Consider the following 18764-nt stretch of genomic DNA (forward strand, 5'->3'; position numbering starts at 1 on the left):
GGTGCATATAAGATAATCAGGCGCGGATATCGTCGTACTCGCGGGTTTTATCAAATTCATGTTTGGCAAACGGGCACAGCGGAATCACTTTGCGGTTTTCAGCGCGCATCTTCTCTACCACTTTCGCCACCAGCTGTTTGCCGACGCCCTGACCTTTCAGACTGGGGTCAACATCGGTATGTTCAATGATACTCAGATGCTCGCCCGTCGGCACGAAAACAATCTCGGCAACCTGATTGCCTTCGGCATCGTTGACATAAAATTTGTTGTGGCCTGCAAGAATTTCCATGCTTCCCTCACTCATTTTTGGCGATATTTCAGAGCACCGCTCGGACAGGTATCGATGACCTTGATGACCGTGGCAACGTCCACTTCATCCGGAATAATCCACGGTTTACGTTTCAGGTTAAACAGCTTCGCGCTTCCCCGCACGCAATTGCCCGAATGCTGACACATCGCCGTGTTGAAGTAGACGTCAATCTTCTCGCCGGTATAGGCCCGGTAACCTGCATCCAGTAGTTCCTTATCCACGACATTGCCTCGCATTTTTTTATTGTCTGGGTCTAATCATAGACCTATGCGAGGCTGAAGGAAGCGGCTGAAAGCAGAAATATCATTCAGGCTTTTTCTGTATCGACGGCTGCGGCTCTGGCGGCAAATACTCCAGCATCGCAGGCGTCGGCGGCGGGAGGCGGTTATCGGCAATATCCCTGTCCACATCGATATGACTGATTTCGCCATTCTCATGATGGTGGACCGTCAGCACCCTCGCCTTGTTCAGTTCCGTAACCAGCTCCCGGGTAATACGCAAACTTTCTGCCAGCTCATGGTCTTCAAGCCCGGGTCTGCGACTGCGGCGTTCGACCCGAAAACGAAACTGGTTGTACTTCGCCCAGCCAATCAACACCAGGCCGTTGACCAGGGCGACAAGGATATAAAACGTGACCGTATCCAGCGTGGTGAAAAAGGGTCGCACCCCCATATACGGTGAATGCGCCAGGGCTGTGATCAGCCCTTTATAGATCAAATAGATAAATCCAACCCATGCGATGGCCGTCAACAACACATCGATGATGCGCGGCAGCAAACGCCGCTCCGTGAAGATCAGTGGCTGGTTCATGATTCGATCCTCCCAATACCGCGATCAGGACTCACCCAACGCGCTCTGCCACGTTTGCGTTTGAGCATCACTTTCGGGAATGACACCAGCGTGGTGAACAGGCTTAGCATCCAGTACACCACCGGGAACCAGATAATCCAGAACAATGAAGCGCCAATATTTTTTTCATAGCGTCGTTCAATCATCAGGCTCACCGCAAACTGCAGCAAGCACACCACGCCGAGGATAAGCCCGGTAAAGGCCGGTGGGAACAGATGCTGTACATACAGCGAGTCCGGCATCGGGATCATCAGTCCTAACAGGAACAGCACGATACTGATCGCATAGGCAAATGCCCAGGCGGTAGAAAAACAGAACTCAAGAAACAGCGGCCACATGCGGCGGAACTCCCACGACCACAAACGACGCATGTTAACGATAAACACCTCTGCACCACCCTGCGCCCAGCGCAAACGCTGCTTCCACAGCCCTCTTAAGGTTTCAGGCATCAGGATCCAGCACAGTGCGCGCGGCTCAAAGAATACCGACCAGTGGCGCAATTGCAGCTTCCAGCTGATATCGATATCTTCGGTGATCATGTCCGGGCTCCAGTAACCGACCTCGGCCAGCGCGCGACGACGAAACGCCGCAACCACACCTGAAACACTAAAGATCTGCCCATAGACTCGCTGAGTACGCTTAATCAAGCCGATAATGGAAGTGAACTCACCGACCTGCACACGACCGATTAACGTAGAGCGGGTTCGAATTCGCGGGTTCCCCGTCACTGCACCAACGCGCGGGAACTGGATCAGCGGAGCCACCATATAAGCGACGGCATCGCGTTCCAGTAACGCATCGCCATCAATACACACCAGATAATCGCTGCGCGCCGCGGCCGCACCGGTCTTGAGCGCCAGCGCTTTGCCCTGGTTTTCAGCCAGATGAATCACCCGCAGGCTGGGGTATTCCACTGCCAGTTGTTCCAGCACGTCGTGAGTGTCATCCGTCGAACCATCGTTGATGGCGATCACTTCGATATTCTTATATCGCTGGGCCAGTGCTGCCTCAATGGTTTCACGCGCATTGATCCCTTCGTTAAAACAGGGGATCAGAATGGAAACCAGTGGATTCCCCTGCAATGTCGGTGGTGGAGTGTCATCTCCCCATTTCCAGTGACGTTCACGGTAAAACCAGAAATAGACTCCGCCGCTTATCCATAAGCCAGACATGAATAAAGGCCAGAAGAAGACGAAGTTCAACATCACTTCACCTGTAAAGATGACAGCCACACCAAACGGCAGGCTGAACATCAGGCAAAGTATCAGGAAAGCAATAATGCGATCGGTCATTTTTGCGGATACCAGTATGAGGAGAACGTCGAGCGAATCTCTGACATCTCAGGTTTGTCGCTGATGAAATCATCCGGGTAATAGCCGTAGTTACCTGCACCGCTTAATTTCAGCTGGCGCATCCATTCGGCTATTTGTTTTCCGCTGATTTCAGCCTGATCCCCGGATTTACGCCAGTCTCGTGCCTGCAGTTCAAACACGGTTTTATCCAGCGCCCCAGGGGTTTGTGCAACGGCATTCACCAGTCGGTCAAGCCATGCGTTGGCATCATTGGCCGGGATCTGTTCCATGAATGGCATCGCCATCGGCGCCGTCCAGTCATAGGTATTGAGGAAATCATTCAGGTTTTGTGCAAACCAGGCTTCACTTTCAGGCTCCAGTACCGGCATGGCGTAAATATTGCGCGCAGTTTGCACCTGTGGACCGCGAATATTACGCACCGTCCGGGTCAGTTGTTTGGTGAAGTCAATCAGCATCTTACTTTTCAGGCGAGTCCAGCGCTCGAACGCCTGAGGATTATTACGTATTTGCTCGATACTGCCCGGAAGCCCTGCGGCACGGTAGGCGGCTAACGCCTCCGGTGACGCATCTTCAAAATCCGTCAGGAAAGCATCGTCATGGAACAAAATACCTTTGAAGCTGGCGTGCTTCGCCAGGTCTTCATAGATTTCAGTGATGCGTTTGCGCGCTTCGCTGTCCCAGGGCGAGAGACGAACATAGTTCTCGTGATTGATAGCAGTGCGTCCCGTTTTCGGATCCCATGCGGTTACGCGTGGAATGGACGCGTCGAGATCGAAAGCCAGAACCGGCATCCAGGCATACACCGTCACCCCTGCCCGCGTTTGTAACTGCCAGGAGATATAGTTAAAGAGATCGGCACGCATCGGCAGCCAGCGGTTGGGGAAATAGAGTTCGCGAATATTCCCGTCGCCCTGCGGATCGGCGTACGCCTGCAGGAAGACATGAGAAATACGCATGTCATAAACGCGCTGGATCAGCTTATCGATATTTCGCTTCTGCTGAGCAGGGTCTTTGTCATACACGTAATCCAGATCGACATGCATCACGCGCATCGTCTGTGGTTCACGGACCTGAGCGACCTGACTGGCAAAGCGCTTAAGGGATGGGTTATCAGAAATCAGCACGCGCGGAATATCATCGAGAAACGCGGCATTTGCCAACCCTTCATTAAGCGTAAAGGCCATCTTATAGCCATGCTCTTTGGCCAAGTTTAACGTTGTACCGTTGGCTGCGCCGTAAGGCCATACCCACGCGCGCGGCGATTTGCCGGTCACCGCTTTGATCTTGTTAGTGATCAGAGAGATATCCGTGTTTATACGTCGCGTGTACTGTTCGTCCGTTTCGTAAGTGCCGGTTTTCTTATCATACAGGCGGTTCGCCACAGCGGGCTCTTTACTCCCCTGCGGGTTGGCCTCAGCGCCAAAGTGCGAGTTCCAGGTGTGCGCACCGACTTCTACCAACGGCGACTTGCCCATTTCTTCGACCATTTTCCAGGTGGCGAATTTGTCTCGCGCGGTCATTAAGCCGCCAAAATCGACTTTTTTGTTGGCTGGCGCATCAACCCAACTGCCTACTGGTGCCCAGAGCGCAGGCCAGTTGTAGGCTTTCAGCAATGGCCAGACGCGGGTATAAAAACTGCTATATCCGTCGTCAAAGGTGAGTAATACCGCTTTTTCCGGCAGTACAATTTTACCGTCATGGGCGTCCAGAATTTGCTGCACGCTGATCGGCTGATAGCCATTATCACGCAGCCAGGCCATTTGGTCGCTCAACGCGCTGGTACGAACAGAGAGGTAGCGCTGGTCGGCTGCACCATCCTCCACATCATGGTAGCCGAGCACCAGAAAGCTATTTTTCGGCCACGGATGATCCGCCGTCAGCGGTGTTCTCTCTGCGGGAGGAACATAGCGAGGCGTTGTATTGTGCGCGCTGCTGCACGCGGTAATCATCAACCAGCCAGCGATTAATGCGCTAAGCCACAGGCATCTTTTCAGCATGAACAATCCTTAAAACCTGACATTTAAATCGAAAGCGAGGGAGATATTCCGCTCACGTTTACCGTCATAGGGGCGTTTATCCCAAATCAGCATCACCCCGCCATCTACGACGTTGTTCCATTTAAGCCGTTGGCCGTATCCCACCTGGACGATAGCACCTGCATCTTCACCTTGCTGCCAGTAGCCACCTACGCCTGCCAGGCCTTGCTGCGTCCAGACGGTATCATAGTGGAGGTAAAGAACCTGCTCCGCGCTCAAGCCAGGGACAACGGAAAAATCACTCTTCGGATTGTAATACGGCACATTCTCTTTGGTGTTGGTGCTCCCGCCGATACCCGGCGTAAAGTCCAGCGTGAAGCGTGGCGTGGTCCACATGCGCTCTTTTCCGCTGAGTCCATATTCGATGCGATCGTTACCGTCCGAGAAATGTGATGCGGCAAACGACAGTTGATATTCACGTCGTTCGTTTTGATACCAGCGAACAAACATATCGCCGCCGTTGGCATACACGCCACTACGCAGCGCGCGCAACGGGGTATTGCGAGAGAGGCGTTCGGCCGACCCACCAACGCGCCAGTTGTCATTAAAGTCATGCCAGCCGGATAGACGCCCGCCAATCTTCTGACCATCGCCATAATTTCGGCCTGACACTTCCATTTCCGCCCAGTAATCGCGGGAAGTCCATTCTGCACCCGCCGCCAGATCGCGGCTGATGCCCTTCCCTTCCTCAAATTCACCGGTAGCAAAGTTGAATCCGGTAAACAGTCGCCAGTTGTCATTAATTGGCGGACTGTAAATAGCCGTGTTGATGTTGAAGTCATTCTTACCGCTGACCGGGCTATCGGACGAGATCCCCTGCGTACCGCTAATGCGCACTTCCGACATTTTGTGGACATCACGAATACGCGCGAGGCGCAGCGTCGCTTCATCATCCGGGCTACGGGCAATAACGTCATCCGTCAGTTCATCTGCCTGTTTCCACTCCTGAAGATCCAGTGCAACGTAAGCCTGCTGACGTTCCAGCTCCAGGTTGCTTGGCTCAATGACTTCCGCCAGCTTAAGCTCTTTCTCCGCCGCATGCGGCAATCCACGCGCTTCAAGCACAGAGGCATAAGATATGCGCAATCCCTGGTTACCAGAGCCTGTTCGTGCCAGATGCTCTGCGAGCTTTTCTGCCTCTGGCAGTTCATTGGCAGCGATATGATATTGCGTCAGTAGCGACTGTCCGAGCAGCCAGTTATCGTTAGGCTGCGGCGTTGGCGAGCCATAGATACGCCGCAGATACGGACTCTCTTTGATCAAATCATCGACTTGTTTTTTGGCAGCATCGAAGTTTTCATTATCAATGTGCGCGTAGAACAGATCTTGTTGATCCTCAGGACTGAGCGGCGTCACCGGGATAGGTCCATTCGGGTAGTAGATGCTCGCCAGCATCGCTTCGGTTTTTTCCGGCTGACGTTCGCTTAACCATGCTGATGCCACCCAGCGTTTTGCATAGTTTGGTACTTCGCCGCTTGCAGAAAGGGACTCATACTCATCAATCACTTCGGCAGTACGCTTACGCACCAACAAGGCACCCATACGGTCAATTCTCGCCCGACGGACATCATTCTGCGCAGACGGCTCATCTTTCCAGGCCGCCAACAGTTGGTCATAACGGGCCAGCGCTTTATCGGCCACGATAAAACGTTCTTCTTCATTACGTGCGGACGTATAAGAGGAGCGTACCATTTCAGCCGCCGCATCAAGCTCAAGACGGCGCTTCACTGGATCAGCCGTGGGAACGACCTCCGCCATATTTAAAGCGGGTCCGGAAACGCGGTTCGCCGACAGCGCAGATAGCAGCGTGGATTTTGCATTTTTGTTGCCTGGATCAACATCATCCGCCTGGCTGGCAACCAACAGTGCATCCCAGTTTTTCCCCTGAGAATGATATACGTAGGCAAGCAGTGCGTCGGAGTCTGCGCCCGGATGCGCCTGCGCCCATTTATTCGCTTCAGTAAGGGCTTGTTGGTTGTAGCGCGCATCCGCCAACGTCATTATCCAGCCGGTGCGTACATCCACGTTATCAGGCTCTTCCTGTAAAACGCTTTCCCACACCGCCAATGAATCATTCCAGTTTTTCTGGTTACGGTACGCACGTGCAGCGGCGACTTTGCCGCGCGCAGGCACATCCATCTGCCCACGATACCGCTGCCAGATTTCAATGGTTGTTTTATCGTTGTTCTCAACCCAACCAGAAACTTGCAGCCAGTCGGCAACCTGATTTGGCGTTAGCGCACTTTTCTTTCCCTGATCCTCAAGGTAGCGCAATAGTGGCGCACTATTCCCCCCCCGCGCTTCAATAACCAAAGCATCATAATCTGATACCGCAGCAGAGATTTGCATAGGGAAAAGAATGCTTGCCGTAAATAAACAGCTTACAGACTTAAAACGTTTAATGAAGTTGGCATGTCGACGCATACTGAACATATCTGCCCTTATATCTTACATCAGAGTAAAAATAAGCGTTTTCAATAATTTACGGTCAATCCCTGACAGTTGCCGACCATGTAAGATGCACTGCCGCTTATTTCGTAATAGGGTTATGAAGCAATTAATTCTTTCGTCTTATTGACTACCCGCACCGCGTCCTCTAATCGTTGGACAGGGGGCATAAACTCGGGAATTTTATCACTCCATGTAGTTCGTGGCTACGCAATAAGAAAAGTCTTAGGCAAAAAAGTATTTTAGACTAAATAATCCTAATACTCTTGGGATTGAATTCTGGATTTAAACAAAGTTTGCCCGGTGACATCATGTGACGATGCTTACTATTGCTGGTTAGCATAGCTACACCGCGCAACTGTTTGCATGGTAACTATTTTGAGAGATGAATAGAGAAAAATCTGATAATAGGCTCTCTGCTAACAACAAAATATAACTTAATTTTTAGGGCTCAAACAGGGCCAATGAAATGAAAATAAGGGTACAGGCGCAAGAAGAATTAGATACAGTAACAATACGTTGAAATCAAACAACTTTATTTATCATTTTTCGAAACCTACCATAATTGGTATTTGGAAACTCAATCAAATACATGCGTGAATAATTGTGTATTACTCTACCTGTTAATATATTTACCAACCTTGCGTACTATTGACAATATCAACCACAATCAATTATTTCCCCTTACAATATGAAAGCCTATTTGCATTACAAGCAACTGATAGAAGCATAATTTTTTGCACTTACCTTCCCCTCAGACTTTCAGGTAATCTGGGCAAAGACGCCAATGGGAGCCGGTCAATGAAAATCGTTAACGCAGAAGAAAAGCACATCCCCGCCATACGCGATATCTATGCACATCATGTTCTTCACGGTACCGGCAGCTTTGAAACCGACCCGCCGGATGCACACGAGATGCTTGCTCGTCTGGAAAAAATCCGCAGCCTCGGGCTGCCGTGGGTCGTCGCTCTGCAGGAAGATAAGGTCATCGGGTATTGCTACCTCACCCGCTACCGCGAGCGCTATGCCTACCGCTATACCCTTGAGGATTCGATTTATATTGCTCCAACGGCTCAGCGTCAGGGTGTAGGAAAAGCCTTACTGCGTCATGTGATTGGCTGGGCTGAAGCACAGGGTTATCGGCAACTGATTGCCATCGTCGGCGACAGCAATAATCAGGGATCGTTAAAAGTCCATCAGCAGGCCGGATTTACGCAAATCGGCACACTGAAAAACATTGGCTTCAAACATGGGCTATGGCTCGACACGGTATTGCTACAACGTAATCTGGGTGAAGGTAACGGCACGCTACCACCGGATTCCGGTGTCGCTATCTAACGTTTTTAAGGATTAACTACAGGGAGAGAATTTTGGAGCGGGCGAAGGGAATCGAACCCTCGTATAGAGCTTGGGAAGCTCTCGTTCTACCATTGAACTACGCCCGCATCGAAGTGCGTAAGGGATTATAAACCTTACGCTCTTCTTGGCAAGGGACTAACCGACTGACTGGCGATTAAATCACCGTCAGCATTTTGGTTTACTGCCCTGCGGCGGTAAATAACGCAACGGATCGATAGCCGTCGCCCGGTAGCGGATTTGGAAATGCAGCCGCACCGTAGTCGCATCCGAGCTGCCCATCGTCGCGATTTTCTGCCCGGCCTTCACGTTTTGACCGTTGTTCACCAGCATGGTGTCATTATGCGCATACGCAGTGATGTAGTCCTCACTGTGCTTAATCATGATGAGATTACCATAGCCCCGCAGCTGATTACCGACGTAAACCACCTTCCCGGCTCCGGCGGCATAAATCGGTGTACCGCGCGCAGCCGAGATATCAATGCCTTTATTGCCGCCGTCCGCGGTTGAATAAGGCAGGATCACCTTACCGCTGGCAGGCCACTGCCAGCAACGTTGCCCTACCGGAGGCCAGGAAGACTGCGGTACGGACGAAGACGGTCTGGCCGCTGCCGTTTTGGTTGAGGATTTCTTGGTTGTTTTGCCAGAGTTAGAACTGGTTTTCGCGCCACCGCTGACCTTCAGTTTTTGCCCTACTTCAATGGTATAGGGCGGTGAAATATTATTCAGGCGGGCAATTTCTTTCACGCTGGTCCCGGTAGCGCGCGAAATACGGTATAGCGTATCTCCCCGCTTCACGGTATACACGGAGCCGGAATAACTTCCTGTATCAGACGACTGGCTCCCGGAACACCCTGCTAACAGCAGACCGACACACAGCAACATCACGATACCCAGGCCATTTTTCTTCAGGCGTCCTGCACTCAAAACAATACCTCGCAACATTTTCAGACGCTTTATCATAGCAGCCAGAAACCGGATGCCAAATCATATCGCGCAACGAACCGTCGGCCCTGGCATTTCACACCCTCTGTTAATCAATCTGACTTAATTAAGCATATAATATGGATGCTTAAGATTGATGGTGGACGCTATGCGACAGGAACATGTCATTTTATTGAATGAGCAGGACCAACCCTGCGGAACGCTGGAAAAATATGCGGCGCATACCGCCACAACCCCCCTGCATTCCGCTTTCTCGTGCTGGATATTTAACGAGCAGGGCCAACTGCTGGTCACCCGCCGCTCGCTGCACAAAAAAGCCTGGCCAGGTGTCTGGACCAACTCTGTCTGCGGTCACCCGCAGCTGGGTGAAACCCACGAAGCCGCTATTGTTCGCCGGGCTCGCTTCGAACTGGGTGCAGACATCGACTCGCTCAGCCCCGTGTATGCTGACTTTCGTTATCGCGCTACTGACCCGAGTGGAATTGTGGAAAACGAAGTGTGCCCGGTTTATGCCGCACATATCGTGAGTCCGCTACAGCTAAACCCAGATGAAGTGATGGATTGCCAGTGGGGCAGTCTTGAGGATGTCTTAAGCGGGATTGACGCGACGCCGTGGGCTTTTAGCCCGTGGATGGTAATGCAGGTTGCAGACAAAGAAGCGCGTGCGCTGTTGCGGAATTACTGCCAACAAATTATTGCCTGATGGCGCTACGCTTATCTGGCCTACATAACGAATCGTAGGCCGGATAAGGCGTCAGCCGCCATCCGGCATTTCACATCTTACTTAACCGGGCGCATCGCCGGGAACAAGATCACGTCGCGGATAGTGTGGCTGTTGGTGAACAGCATAACCATACGGTCGATACCAATGCCCAGACCCGCAGTCGGCGGCAGACCGTGTTCCAGAGCGGTAACGTAGTCTTCGTCATAGAACATTGCTTCGTCATCACCCGCATCTTTAGCGTTAACCTGATCCTGGAAACGCTGCGCCTGATCTTCCGCATCGTTCAGCTCGCTGAAACCGTTACCGATTTCACGTCCGCCGATGAAGAATTCGAAACGGTCAGTGATTTCCGGATTTTCGTCATTACGACGCGCCAGCGGAGAAACTTCTGCTGGGTACTCGGTAATGAAGGTCGGTTGAATCAGGTGCGCTTCCGCAACTTCTTCAAAGATCTCGGTCACGATACGGCCCAGACCCCAGCTCTTCTCAACTTTGATGCCGATAGATTCAGCAATCGCTTTTGCAGAGTCGAAGTTATCCAGATCGGCCATGTTGGTTTCCGGACGGTATTTCTGAATCGCTTCGCGCATGGTCAGTTTTTCGAACGGTTTACCGAAGTCGAAGACTTCTTCACCGTAAGGCACTTCAGTCGTTCCCAGAACGTTCTGCGCCAGCGTACGGAACAGCGATTCGGTCAGTTCGATCAGATCTTTGTAGTCCGCATAAGCCATGTAGAGTTCCATCATGGTGAACTCTGGGTTATGGCGAACAGAGATGCCTTCGTTACGGAAGTTACGGTTAATTTCGAATACGCGTTCGAAGCCGCCAACCACCAGACGCTTGAGGTACAGTTCCGGCGCGATACGCAGGTACATATCCAGATCCAGCGCGTTATGATGGGTGATGAACGGACGCGCAGCGGCACCGCCAGGGATCACCTGCATCATCGGGGTTTCCACTTCCATAAAGCCGCGACCCACCATGAACTGACGGATGCCAGCCATAATTTGTGAACGCACTTTAAAGGTATTGCGGGATTCATCGTTAGAGATGAGATCCAGGTAACGTTGACGATAGCGCGCTTCCTGATCCTGCAGACCGTGGAATTTGTCCGGCAGCGGGCGCAGCGCTTTGGTCAGCAGACGCAGTTCGGTGCAGTGGATAGACAACTCACCGGTCTTGGTCTTGAACAACTTACCTTTCGCGCCAAGGATATCGCCCAGATCCCATTTTTTGAACTGCTCGTTGTAGACGCCTTCAGGCAGGTCATCGCGAGCAACGTACAGCTGAATACGGCCGCCAACGTCCTGCAGCGTAACGAATGATGCTTTACCCATAATACGACGGGTCATCATACGGCCAGCAACGGATACCTCAATGTTCAGCGCTTCCAGCTCTTCGTTTTCTTTCGCGTCGAAGTCAGCATGCAGTTGGTCTGAGGTATGATCGCGACGGAAATCGTTCGGGAACGGGATCCCCTGCTCACGCAGGCTCGCCAGCTTCTCACGGCGCGTTTTCAGTTCATTGTTAAGGTCGGCTACCGCGTCAGCGCCCTGTACGTGTTGTTCAGACATGTTGGTTCCTCATAACCCTGCTTTCAAACTTGCTTCGATAAATTGATCCAGGCTGCCATCCAGCACCGCCTGCGTGTTACGGGTTTCAACCCCGGTACGCAGATCTTTGATGCGGGAGTCATCAAGGACATAAGAACGAATCTGGCTACCCCAGCCGATATCTGACTTGTTGTCTTCCATCGCCTGTTTCTCGGCATTCTTCTTCTGCATTTCCAGTTCATAAAGCTTCGCTTTCATCTGCTTCATGGCCTGGTCTTTGTTCTTGTGCTGGGAACGGTCGTTCTGACACTGCGTCACAATCCCAGTCGGGATGTGGGTAATACGCACCGCAGATTCCGTACGGTTAACGTGCTGACCACCCGCACCGGAGGCACGGTAAACGTCAATACGCAGATCCGCCGGGTTGATATCGATATCAATATCATCATCAACTTCCGGATAAACAAACGCAGAACTGAACGACGTATGGCGACGTCCGCCGGAGTCGAACGGACTCTTACGAACCAGACGGTGTACGCCGGTTTCAGTACGCAGCCAACCGTACGCATATTCGCCAGCAATTCTGATGGTTACGGATTTAATACCCGCCACTTCACCTTCAGACTCTTCAATAATTTCAGTCTTAAAGCCGCGCGCTTCAGCCCAACGCAGATACATGCGCATCAGCATGCTTGCCCAGTCCTGCGCTTCCGTACCGCCAGAACCTGCCTGAATATCGAGATAGCAATCTGCGCTGTCATATTCACCGGAGAACATACGACGGAATTCCAGCTGGGCCAGCTTATCTTCCAGCGTGTCGAGTTCTGCTACGGCTTCGTTAAAGGTTTCTTCGTCGTCGGCTTCTACAGCCAGTTCCAGCAGGCCGGAGACATCTTCCAGGCCCTGGCTCATCTGATCGAGCGTATCAACGATGGCTTCAAGAGAAGAACGCTCTTTACCCAGCGCCTGCGCGCGTTCGGGTTCGTTCCATACGTCCGGCTGTTCCAGCTCGGCGTTTACTTCTTCCAGACGCTCTTTCTTGGCATCATAGTCAAAGATACCCCCTAAGAACGTCAGAGCGCTCCGTGAGGTCCTGAATGCGGTTATTTACCGGATTAATTTCAAACATTGTCTGATTTCTTTTATTGGACTAGTCAAAATGCGGTGATAAGAGCGGGATTGTAACTAATCCACGCCCTTTTTTATAGCGATTAGTGACGCTAAAGTGGCCAGATATTGTCGATTATAATCTGCAAACTACGGTTGCCGCGAAACTCGTTAATATCCAGTTTGTAGGCAAGCTGAACTTCGCGCACGCCGTTGTCCGGCCAGCAGGTGGTATCGACGTTAAACGCAATACCGTCCAGCAGTGGGCCGCCGCCAACAGGCTCGACCATCACCTTCAGATGACGCTCGCCGACCAGACGCTGCTGTAGCAAACGGAAATGTCCGTCAAACAGCGGTTCCGGGAACATTTGTCCCCACGGTCCGGCATCGCGCAGCATCTGTGCGACTTCCATGGTCATCTCAGACGCGTTCAGTGGGCCATCCGACACCACTTCACCTTGCAGTAAGGCGGGATCCAACCACTCGGTTACCAGTTCACCAAAACGCTGCTGGAAAAGCTCAAACTGTGCCTCTTCAAGCGATAAGCCCGCAGCCATGGCGTGACCGCCAAACTTGAGGATCATGCCCGGATAAAGGGTGTCCAGGCGCTCCAGCGCATCGCGCATGTGCAGCCCCTGAATCGAACGCCCGGAGCCTTTAAGAGTACCGTCACCTGCCGGGGCAAACGCTATCACCGGGCGATGGAATCGCTCTTTAATACGCGATGCCAGAATCCCCACAACGCCCTGATGCCACTCGGGATGATACATTGCCAGGCCGCCCGGAAGCGTATCGCTATTGCGTTCCAGCTTTTCACACAGGGTCAGCGCTTCGGCCTGCATACCCTGCTCAATTTCTTTGCGCGTCTGGTTGAGTGCGTCCAGCTCATTGGCCAGCACGCGCGCTTCACCAATGTTGTCGCACAGCAACAGCGCTACGCCAACGGACATATCGTCCAGACGCCCCGCCGCATTCAGCCGTGGCCCGAGGGCAAAACCTAAATCACTGGCTGCCAGCTTTAGGGGGTCGCGATTGGAAATCTCCAGCAGCGCTTTAATACCTGGGCGGCATTTTCCGGCGCGGATACGGCTTAAGCCTTGCCACGTCAGAATGCGGTTATTGGCATCCAACGGGACCACGTCCGCCACCGTGCCAAGCGCAACCAGATCGAGCAAATCCGCCAGGTTCGGCGGTGCAATGCCTCGCTCATCAAACCAGCCTTTATCACGCAGGAAAGTGCGCAGCGCCAGCATCAGATAGAAGGCTACACCAACGCCTGCCAGCGATTTCGACGGGAACTCACAGTCGTGCAGGTTAGGATTGATGATCGCCTCTGCGCCCGGCAGCGTATCCCCTGGCAGGTGGTGATCGGTCACAACGACCGGGATCCCCAACGTTCTGGCATGTTCGACACCCGTGTGAGACGAGATGCCGTTGTCTACGGTAACAATCAGCTGAGCACCACGGGCATGGGCCTGATCAACGACTTCCGGGCTTAAACCATAACCGTCCTCAAAACGATTTGGCACCAGGTAGTCAACGTTACTGCAGCCCAACGCGCGCATCGCCAGGATGCTTAGCGCCGTGCTGGTCGCGCCATCGGCATCGAAATCGCCGACAACGATGATACGAGTTCCCGCACGAAAGGCGTTGTAGAGGATCTCAACCGCCTTTTCCACACCGTTTAAATGCTGCCACGGCAGCATTCCTTTGACGCTACGCTCAAGCTCCTGCGCGCTACGTACACCGCGACTGGCGTATAAACGACGCAACAATGGCGGCAAGTCATCAGGCAGCTCGGCTGTCTCGTCGGCTTCACGCCGACGAAGTTGTATCTGTTGTTTCACGCGAATTATTTACCGCTGGTCTGTTTTGCATGTGCGTCGAGGAATTCTTTCATCTCTTTCGGGCCCTGATAACCAGGTACGACATAGCCATTGCTCAGCACAATCGCCGGTGTACCGCTGACGCCAAACTGTACGCCCAGCGCATAGTGGTTAGCGATATCCACATCACAGGTCGCCGCTTTCACGCCCTTGCCAGTCATCGCGTCGTCAAAGGCTTTGTTTTTGTCCTTAGCACACCAGATAGACTTCATGTCCTGCTCAGCCTGGCTGTCCAGCCCCTGACGTGGGAAGGCCAGATAACGAACGGTGATCCCCAACGCATTGTAATCTTTCATCTCTTCATGCAGCTTGTGGCAGTAACCACAAGTGATGTCGGTGAAAACGGTAATGACGTGTTTTTCCTGCGGCGCTTTGTAGATGATCATCTCTTTTTCCAGCGCGTTCAGATGCTTCATCAGCAGTTGGTTGGTGACATTCACCGGACTTGCGCCGCTCACGTCGTACATCGGTCCCTGAATAATATGTTTACCGTCTTCAGTTACGTACAGCACGCCGCTATTGGTCAGTACGGTTTTCATGCCCGCAACCGGAGCAGGTTGAATCTCGGTGCTCTGCACACCCAGCTTTGCTAATGACTGACGAATTGCCGCGTCGTCTGCATGTACCATGCCGGAAAACGCCGTCGCCAGAAGGGTGAACATCATAAAACGTTTTTTCATAGCCTATCCTATCCTGTCAGCACTCACGCTCGCGGGTGATGCTGTTGATGTAGTTGCCGCAAGCGCTCCGTTGCGACATGAGTATAAATTTGCGTTGTCGAGAGATCGCTATGCCCCAGTAGCATCTGCACCACGCGCAGGTCTGCGCCATGGTTAAGCAGATGCGTGGCAAACGCGTGCCGCAGGACATGCGGTGACAGCTTTTCGCTGTCAATTCCCGCCAACACAGCATAATGTTTGATACGATGCCAGAAGGTCTGACGGGTCATCTGTTGCGCCCGCTGACTAGGAAACAGCACATCAATCGATACACCGTTGAGCAACCATGGACGCCCATGCTCCAGGTAAGTTTCCAGCCAGTACACAGCCTCCTCACCCAACGGGACAAGGCGCTCTTTGTTACCTTTACCGATCACCCGTACCACACCCTGACGCAGGCTGACGTCACTCATCGTCAGTCCTACCAGTTCAGACACGCGCAGGCCTGTTGCATACAGCACTTCCAGCATGGCTTTGTCGCGTAGCTCCAGCGGTTGCTCAATAAGCGGCGCTTGTAGCAGCCGCTCAACCTGCGCTTCGCTGAGATCTTTAGGCAGGCGCTGCGGAAGTTTAGGTGATGCAAGCGAGGCGCTGGGGTCATCTTCGCGATATTTTTCGCGGTACAGATGCTGAAAAAAACGTCGCGTCGCACTGAGCAAACGTGCGGAACTGGTGGCTTTATACCCTCCATCCATCCGCTCAGCCAGCAAGGCTTGCAGATCATCACTTTGCGCGGTCGCAAGCGAAGCGCCGCGGTGATGTAACCACTCCACAAGCATGGTCAGATCGCGACGATACGCACTTAATGTGTTTTCCGCCAGATTTCGTTCCAGCCACAGGGCATCAAGAAACTGCTCGATGCGCGCCAGATCCTGTTCCACTCGCGCCCCTTATTCCACTCTCATTTTTGATGCATTATGCCTCATTGTGCCGTGAATGCGGCGATTCTGTTACACTACCCGCAACGCTACAGCAGAATTGAGATGTTTACGTCATGAACATGGGTCTTTTTTACGGTTCCAGCACCTGCTACACCGAAATGGCAGCAGAAAAAATCCGCGATATCCTGGGTCCCGAACTGGTGACACTGCACAACCTCAAAGACGATTCTCCGACCCTAATGGAGCAATATGACGTGCTCATTTTGGGCATCCCAACCTGGGATTTCGGTGAAATTCAGGAGGACTGGGAAGCGGTCTGGGAGCAACTGGACGACCTCAACCTGGAGGGCAAGATTGTCGCGCTTTACGGTATGGGCGATCAGTTGGGATACGGCGAATGGTTCCTGGATGCGTTGGGTATGCTGCACGATAAACTGATCACCAAAGGTGTAAAGTTTGTCGGCTACTGGCCCACAGAAGGCTACGAATTCACCAGCGATAAACCCGTCATTGCTGATGGACAGCTGTTTGTTGGCCTGGCGCTGGATGAGACGAACCAGTACGATCTCAGCGATGAACGCATTCAGGCCTGGTGCGAGCAAATTCTTGGGGAAATGGCCGAGCACTGGTCCTGATAACCGATTTGCCGGATGACGGCGTAAATGCCTTATCCGGCCTGCATGACGCACCTAACTGTTGGCTTTCAAGCTGCGCGCCATCAGGCATGTGTCATGCGTTACCCTTGCTTCGCCTTTTGCAGCATCAACCGCCGTAAATCCCGCCACTCTGCATCATCCATACTGTCTGCTGCCAGCCACAAATGTTGACGTTTTCCGGCCTCAGATCGCAAGCGTAGCATCATACCTGTTTTAACCATCCAGGGGGCGCTAACGATAGACCACTCTTGCCCTTGCCAGCGCAGACGGCCATCCATCAATAGCCGAATCTCACCCTGACAGGCGTTGATTCGACGCTGACTGCGAACGCTATCGAACACCACCAGAGAGAGTAAAACCAGCCATAATGGGGTGTAGCTCAATGGCCAGGGCATCAATAAAATAAACACCGCGACCAGCCCATGAATTAGCAGTGAAAGCCACTGCGCGCGCCATGATACGCGTAAATCAGATTGCCACTGGACCACGTTCCCGATTCCGTGTCTGGATAAGTCGCACCATCTGTTCCAGCTGCTCATCAGCTGGTTTCCCATGATTCATCAACCAGTTAAATAAATCTGGATCATCACATTCTAGCAGACGGATAAAGATACGTTTTTCTTCGTCACTTAAGCTGTCATATTCATGTTCGAAAAACGGCATGATCGAGATGTCCAGCTCGCGCATACCGCGGCGGCATGCCCAATGAATACGTGCTTTGTTGTTAATATCCATGTTCTTCTCCCTGTCTCGCGAAAACGAAGTATCCCGCTATTGTAACGTGTTTTTCCCGCTCTTTTTACGGGAATATCAGTAAACTGAAGCTCGCTCGCTAAATAAAACCTTATTAAGCCAAAGGATTCACCAATTTTGGATGTCTCCTCGCAAAGCACAATATATGGCACAAATAGCCTGTTTAAACCGCTTGCAATGGGCCATAGCTCTTTTACCATTAGTCATCATCACTGCGTTAAGCAAATCAGGACATTATTATGGCTTTTACATCTTTTCCTCCTCGCCAGCCTTTTGCGTCAACGCGTTTACCTCTGACGCTAATGACGCTCGATGACTGGGCGCTCGCCACCATCACTGGTGTCGACAGTGAGAAGTATATTCAGGGTCAGGTCACGGCGGATGTCAGCCAGATGACCGAGCATCAGCACCTGTTGGCTGCACATTGTGACGCCAAAGGTAAAATGTGGAGCAACCTGCGTCTGTTCCGCCGGGGTGACGGTTTTGCATGGCTTGAGCGCCGTAGCCTGCGTGATGCGCAGCTCACTGAGCTGAAAAAATACGCGGTCTTCTCGAAGGTGGCGATCGCCCCAGACGACGAGCGCGTCTTGCTGGGCGTAGCGGGATTCCAGGCACGTGCAGCGCTGGCCAATCTCTTTAGCGAATTACCGAACAGTGATAAGCAGGTCATTACCGAAGGTGCCTCCACGGTATTGTGGTTCGAACACCCTGCCGAACGTTTTCTGCTGATCGTTGATGCCACCACAGCAGAAACCTTGGTTGAAAAGCTGCGTGGCGAAGCTGAGTTAAATAACAGCCAGCAGTGGCTGGCGCTGGATATCGAAGCGGGTATCCCCGTTATTGATACAGCCAACAGTGCACAGTTTATTCCACAGGCTACCAATCTGCAGGCTCTGGGCGGGATCAGCTTTAAAAAAGGCTGCTACACCGGTCAGGAAATGGTGGCTCGTGCAAAATTCCGCGGAGCCAACAAACGCGCCATGTGGACTTTGGCGGGTGCCGCCGGTCGAGTACCGGAAGCTGGCGAAGACCTTGAATTAAAAATGGGCGAGAACTGGCGTCGTACTGGTACCGTACTTGCCGCAGTACAACTGGCCGATGGTCAGGTACTGGTGCAGGTTGTGATGAATAACGACATGGAGGCCGACAGCGTGTTCCGCGTCCGTGACGACGCAAAAACGCTGCGTATCGTACCGCTGCCATATTCGTTAGACGAAGAGTAATTGGT

18 protein-coding genes and 1 tRNA gene are annotated in these 18764 nt (G+C 52.5%); 4 read left to right on the plus strand and 15 right to left on the minus strand.

Annotated features, from left to right (window positions below):
• Nucleotides 1–16: 16 nt before the first annotated feature.
• From SK38_RS18010 to pgaA, 6 genes are all read right to left on the minus strand, one after another.
• Complete coding sequence (locus SK38_RS18010) at nucleotides 17–289, minus strand: GNAT family N-acetyltransferase (RefSeq protein ID WP_003033869.1); 273 nt, start codon at nucleotides 287–289, stop codon at nucleotides 17–19.
• Nucleotides 290–300: 11 nt separating this feature from the next.
• Entirely contained in the window at nucleotides 301–531 is a 231-nt protein-coding gene (gene yjdI / locus SK38_RS18015; RefSeq protein ID WP_003825544.1) for a 4Fe-4S mono-cluster protein YjdI, read from the minus strand.
• A gap of 82 nt (nucleotides 532–613) precedes the next feature.
• Nucleotides 614–1120: a poly-beta-1,6-N-acetyl-D-glucosamine biosynthesis protein PgaD gene (gene pgaD / locus SK38_RS18020; RefSeq protein WP_003825542.1), complete on the minus strand. Its 507-nt coding sequence runs from the start codon at nucleotides 1118–1120 to the stop codon at nucleotides 614–616.
• Nucleotides 1117–2451: a poly-beta-1,6-N-acetyl-D-glucosamine synthase gene (pgaC, locus tag SK38_RS18025; RefSeq protein ID WP_048236716.1), complete on the minus strand. Its 1335-nt coding sequence runs from the start codon at nucleotides 2449–2451 to the stop codon at nucleotides 1117–1119. The genes pgaD and pgaC overlap by 4 nt, the downstream gene beginning before the upstream one ends.
• Entirely contained in the window at nucleotides 2448–4469 is a 2022-nt protein-coding gene (gene pgaB / locus SK38_RS18030; RefSeq protein ID WP_048215612.1) for a poly-beta-1,6-N-acetyl-D-glucosamine N-deacetylase PgaB, read from the minus strand. Before pgaB ends, pgaC begins: the two co-directional genes overlap by 4 nt.
• A 9-nt stretch (nucleotides 4470–4478) precedes the next feature.
• On the minus strand, nucleotides 4479–6941 hold the full coding sequence (pgaA, locus tag SK38_RS18035) for a poly-beta-1,6 N-acetyl-D-glucosamine export porin PgaA (protein WP_048236717.1): 2463 nt from the start codon (nucleotides 6939–6941) through the stop codon (nucleotides 4479–4481).
• Between the two features lie 816 nt (nucleotides 6942–7757).
• Here pgaA and SK38_RS18040 point away from each other — a divergent pair.
• The gene (locus SK38_RS18040) at nucleotides 7758–8294 is read left to right on the plus strand and encodes a GNAT family N-acetyltransferase (RefSeq protein WP_032944886.1); all 537 of its coding nucleotides are present in this window, start codon (nucleotides 7758–7760) and stop codon (nucleotides 8292–8294) included.
• Nucleotides 8295–8327: 33 nt separating this feature from the next.
• Here SK38_RS18040 and SK38_RS18045 read toward each other — a convergent pair.
• Nucleotides 8328–8401 (minus strand) — tRNA-Gly (locus SK38_RS18045).
• 79 nt (nucleotides 8402–8480) lie between these two features.
• A complete protein-coding gene (gene actS / locus SK38_RS18050) occupies nucleotides 8481–9239 on the minus strand; it encodes an amidase activator ActS (protein ID WP_048236903.1) in 759 nt (252 codons plus the stop codon).
• Between the two features lie 166 nt (nucleotides 9240–9405).
• Between actS and idi the strand changes: the two genes are divergently transcribed.
• Complete coding sequence (gene idi / locus SK38_RS18055; protein WP_048236718.1) at nucleotides 9406–9960, plus strand: isopentenyl-diphosphate Delta-isomerase; 555 nt, start codon at nucleotides 9406–9408, stop codon at nucleotides 9958–9960.
• Nucleotides 9961–10037: 77 nt separating this feature from the next.
• Here idi and lysS read toward each other — a convergent pair whose 3' ends face one another.
• The 5 genes from lysS to xerD all read right to left on the minus strand — a co-directional run bounded on the left by lysS (nucleotide 10038) and on the right by xerD (nucleotide 16127).
• On the minus strand, nucleotides 10038–11555 hold the full coding sequence (lysS, locus tag SK38_RS18060; RefSeq protein ID WP_005123357.1) for a lysine--tRNA ligase: 1518 nt from the start codon (nucleotides 11553–11555) through the stop codon (nucleotides 10038–10040).
• Between the two features lie 9 nt (nucleotides 11556–11564).
• A protein-coding gene (gene prfB, locus SK38_RS18065) for a peptide chain release factor 2 (protein WP_100194817.1) occupies nucleotides 11565–12663 on the minus strand; the annotation gives its coding sequence in 2 pieces (ribosomal slippage) (nucleotides 11565–12587 and nucleotides 12589–12663; 1098 coding nt in all).
• 91 nt (nucleotides 12664–12754) lie between these two features.
• On the minus strand, nucleotides 12755–14488 hold the full coding sequence (recJ, locus tag SK38_RS18070; RefSeq protein ID WP_048236719.1) for a single-stranded-DNA-specific exonuclease RecJ: 1734 nt from the start codon (nucleotides 14486–14488) through the stop codon (nucleotides 12755–12757).
• A gap of 5 nt (nucleotides 14489–14493) precedes the next feature.
• Nucleotides 14494–15207 carry a bifunctional protein-disulfide isomerase/oxidoreductase DsbC gene (dsbC, locus tag SK38_RS18075; protein ID WP_003825520.1) on the minus strand — a complete coding sequence of 238 codons (714 nt, stop codon included), beginning with the start codon at nucleotides 15205–15207 and terminating at the stop codon, nucleotides 14494–14496.
• Nucleotides 15208–15230: 23 nt separating this feature from the next.
• Nucleotides 15231–16127: a site-specific tyrosine recombinase XerD gene (gene xerD / locus SK38_RS18080; RefSeq protein WP_003825519.1), complete on the minus strand. Its 897-nt coding sequence runs from the start codon at nucleotides 16125–16127 to the stop codon at nucleotides 15231–15233.
• Nucleotides 16128–16240: 113 nt separating this feature from the next.
• Between xerD and fldB the strand changes: the two genes are divergently transcribed.
• The gene (gene fldB / locus SK38_RS18085; protein WP_003026933.1) at nucleotides 16241–16762 is read left to right on the plus strand and encodes a flavodoxin FldB; all 522 of its coding nucleotides are present in this window, start codon (nucleotides 16241–16243) and stop codon (nucleotides 16760–16762) included.
• Nucleotides 16763–16863: 101 nt separating this feature from the next.
• Here fldB and SK38_RS18090 read toward each other — a convergent pair whose 3' ends face one another.
• Both SK38_RS18090 and sdhE read right to left on the minus strand, forming a co-directional pair.
• Nucleotides 16864–17271, minus strand: coding sequence for a protein YgfX (locus SK38_RS18090; RefSeq protein ID WP_048236720.1), 408 nt, complete (start codon nucleotides 17269–17271; stop codon nucleotides 16864–16866).
• A complete protein-coding gene (sdhE, locus tag SK38_RS18095; protein WP_003825514.1) occupies nucleotides 17252–17518 on the minus strand; it encodes an FAD assembly factor SdhE in 267 nt (88 codons plus the stop codon). Before sdhE ends, SK38_RS18090 begins: the two co-directional genes overlap by 20 nt.
• Nucleotides 17519–17775: 257 nt before the next feature.
• Between sdhE and ygfZ the strand changes: the two genes are divergently transcribed.
• A complete protein-coding gene (ygfZ, locus tag SK38_RS18100; RefSeq protein ID WP_048236721.1) occupies nucleotides 17776–18759 on the plus strand; it encodes a tRNA-modifying protein YgfZ in 984 nt (327 codons plus the stop codon).
• Nucleotides 18760–18764: the final 5 nt, after the last annotated feature.

Source organism: Citrobacter sp. MGH110, from assembly GCF_001037515.1.
Classification (GTDB): Bacteria; Pseudomonadota; Gammaproteobacteria; order Enterobacterales; family Enterobacteriaceae; genus Citrobacter; species Citrobacter portucalensis.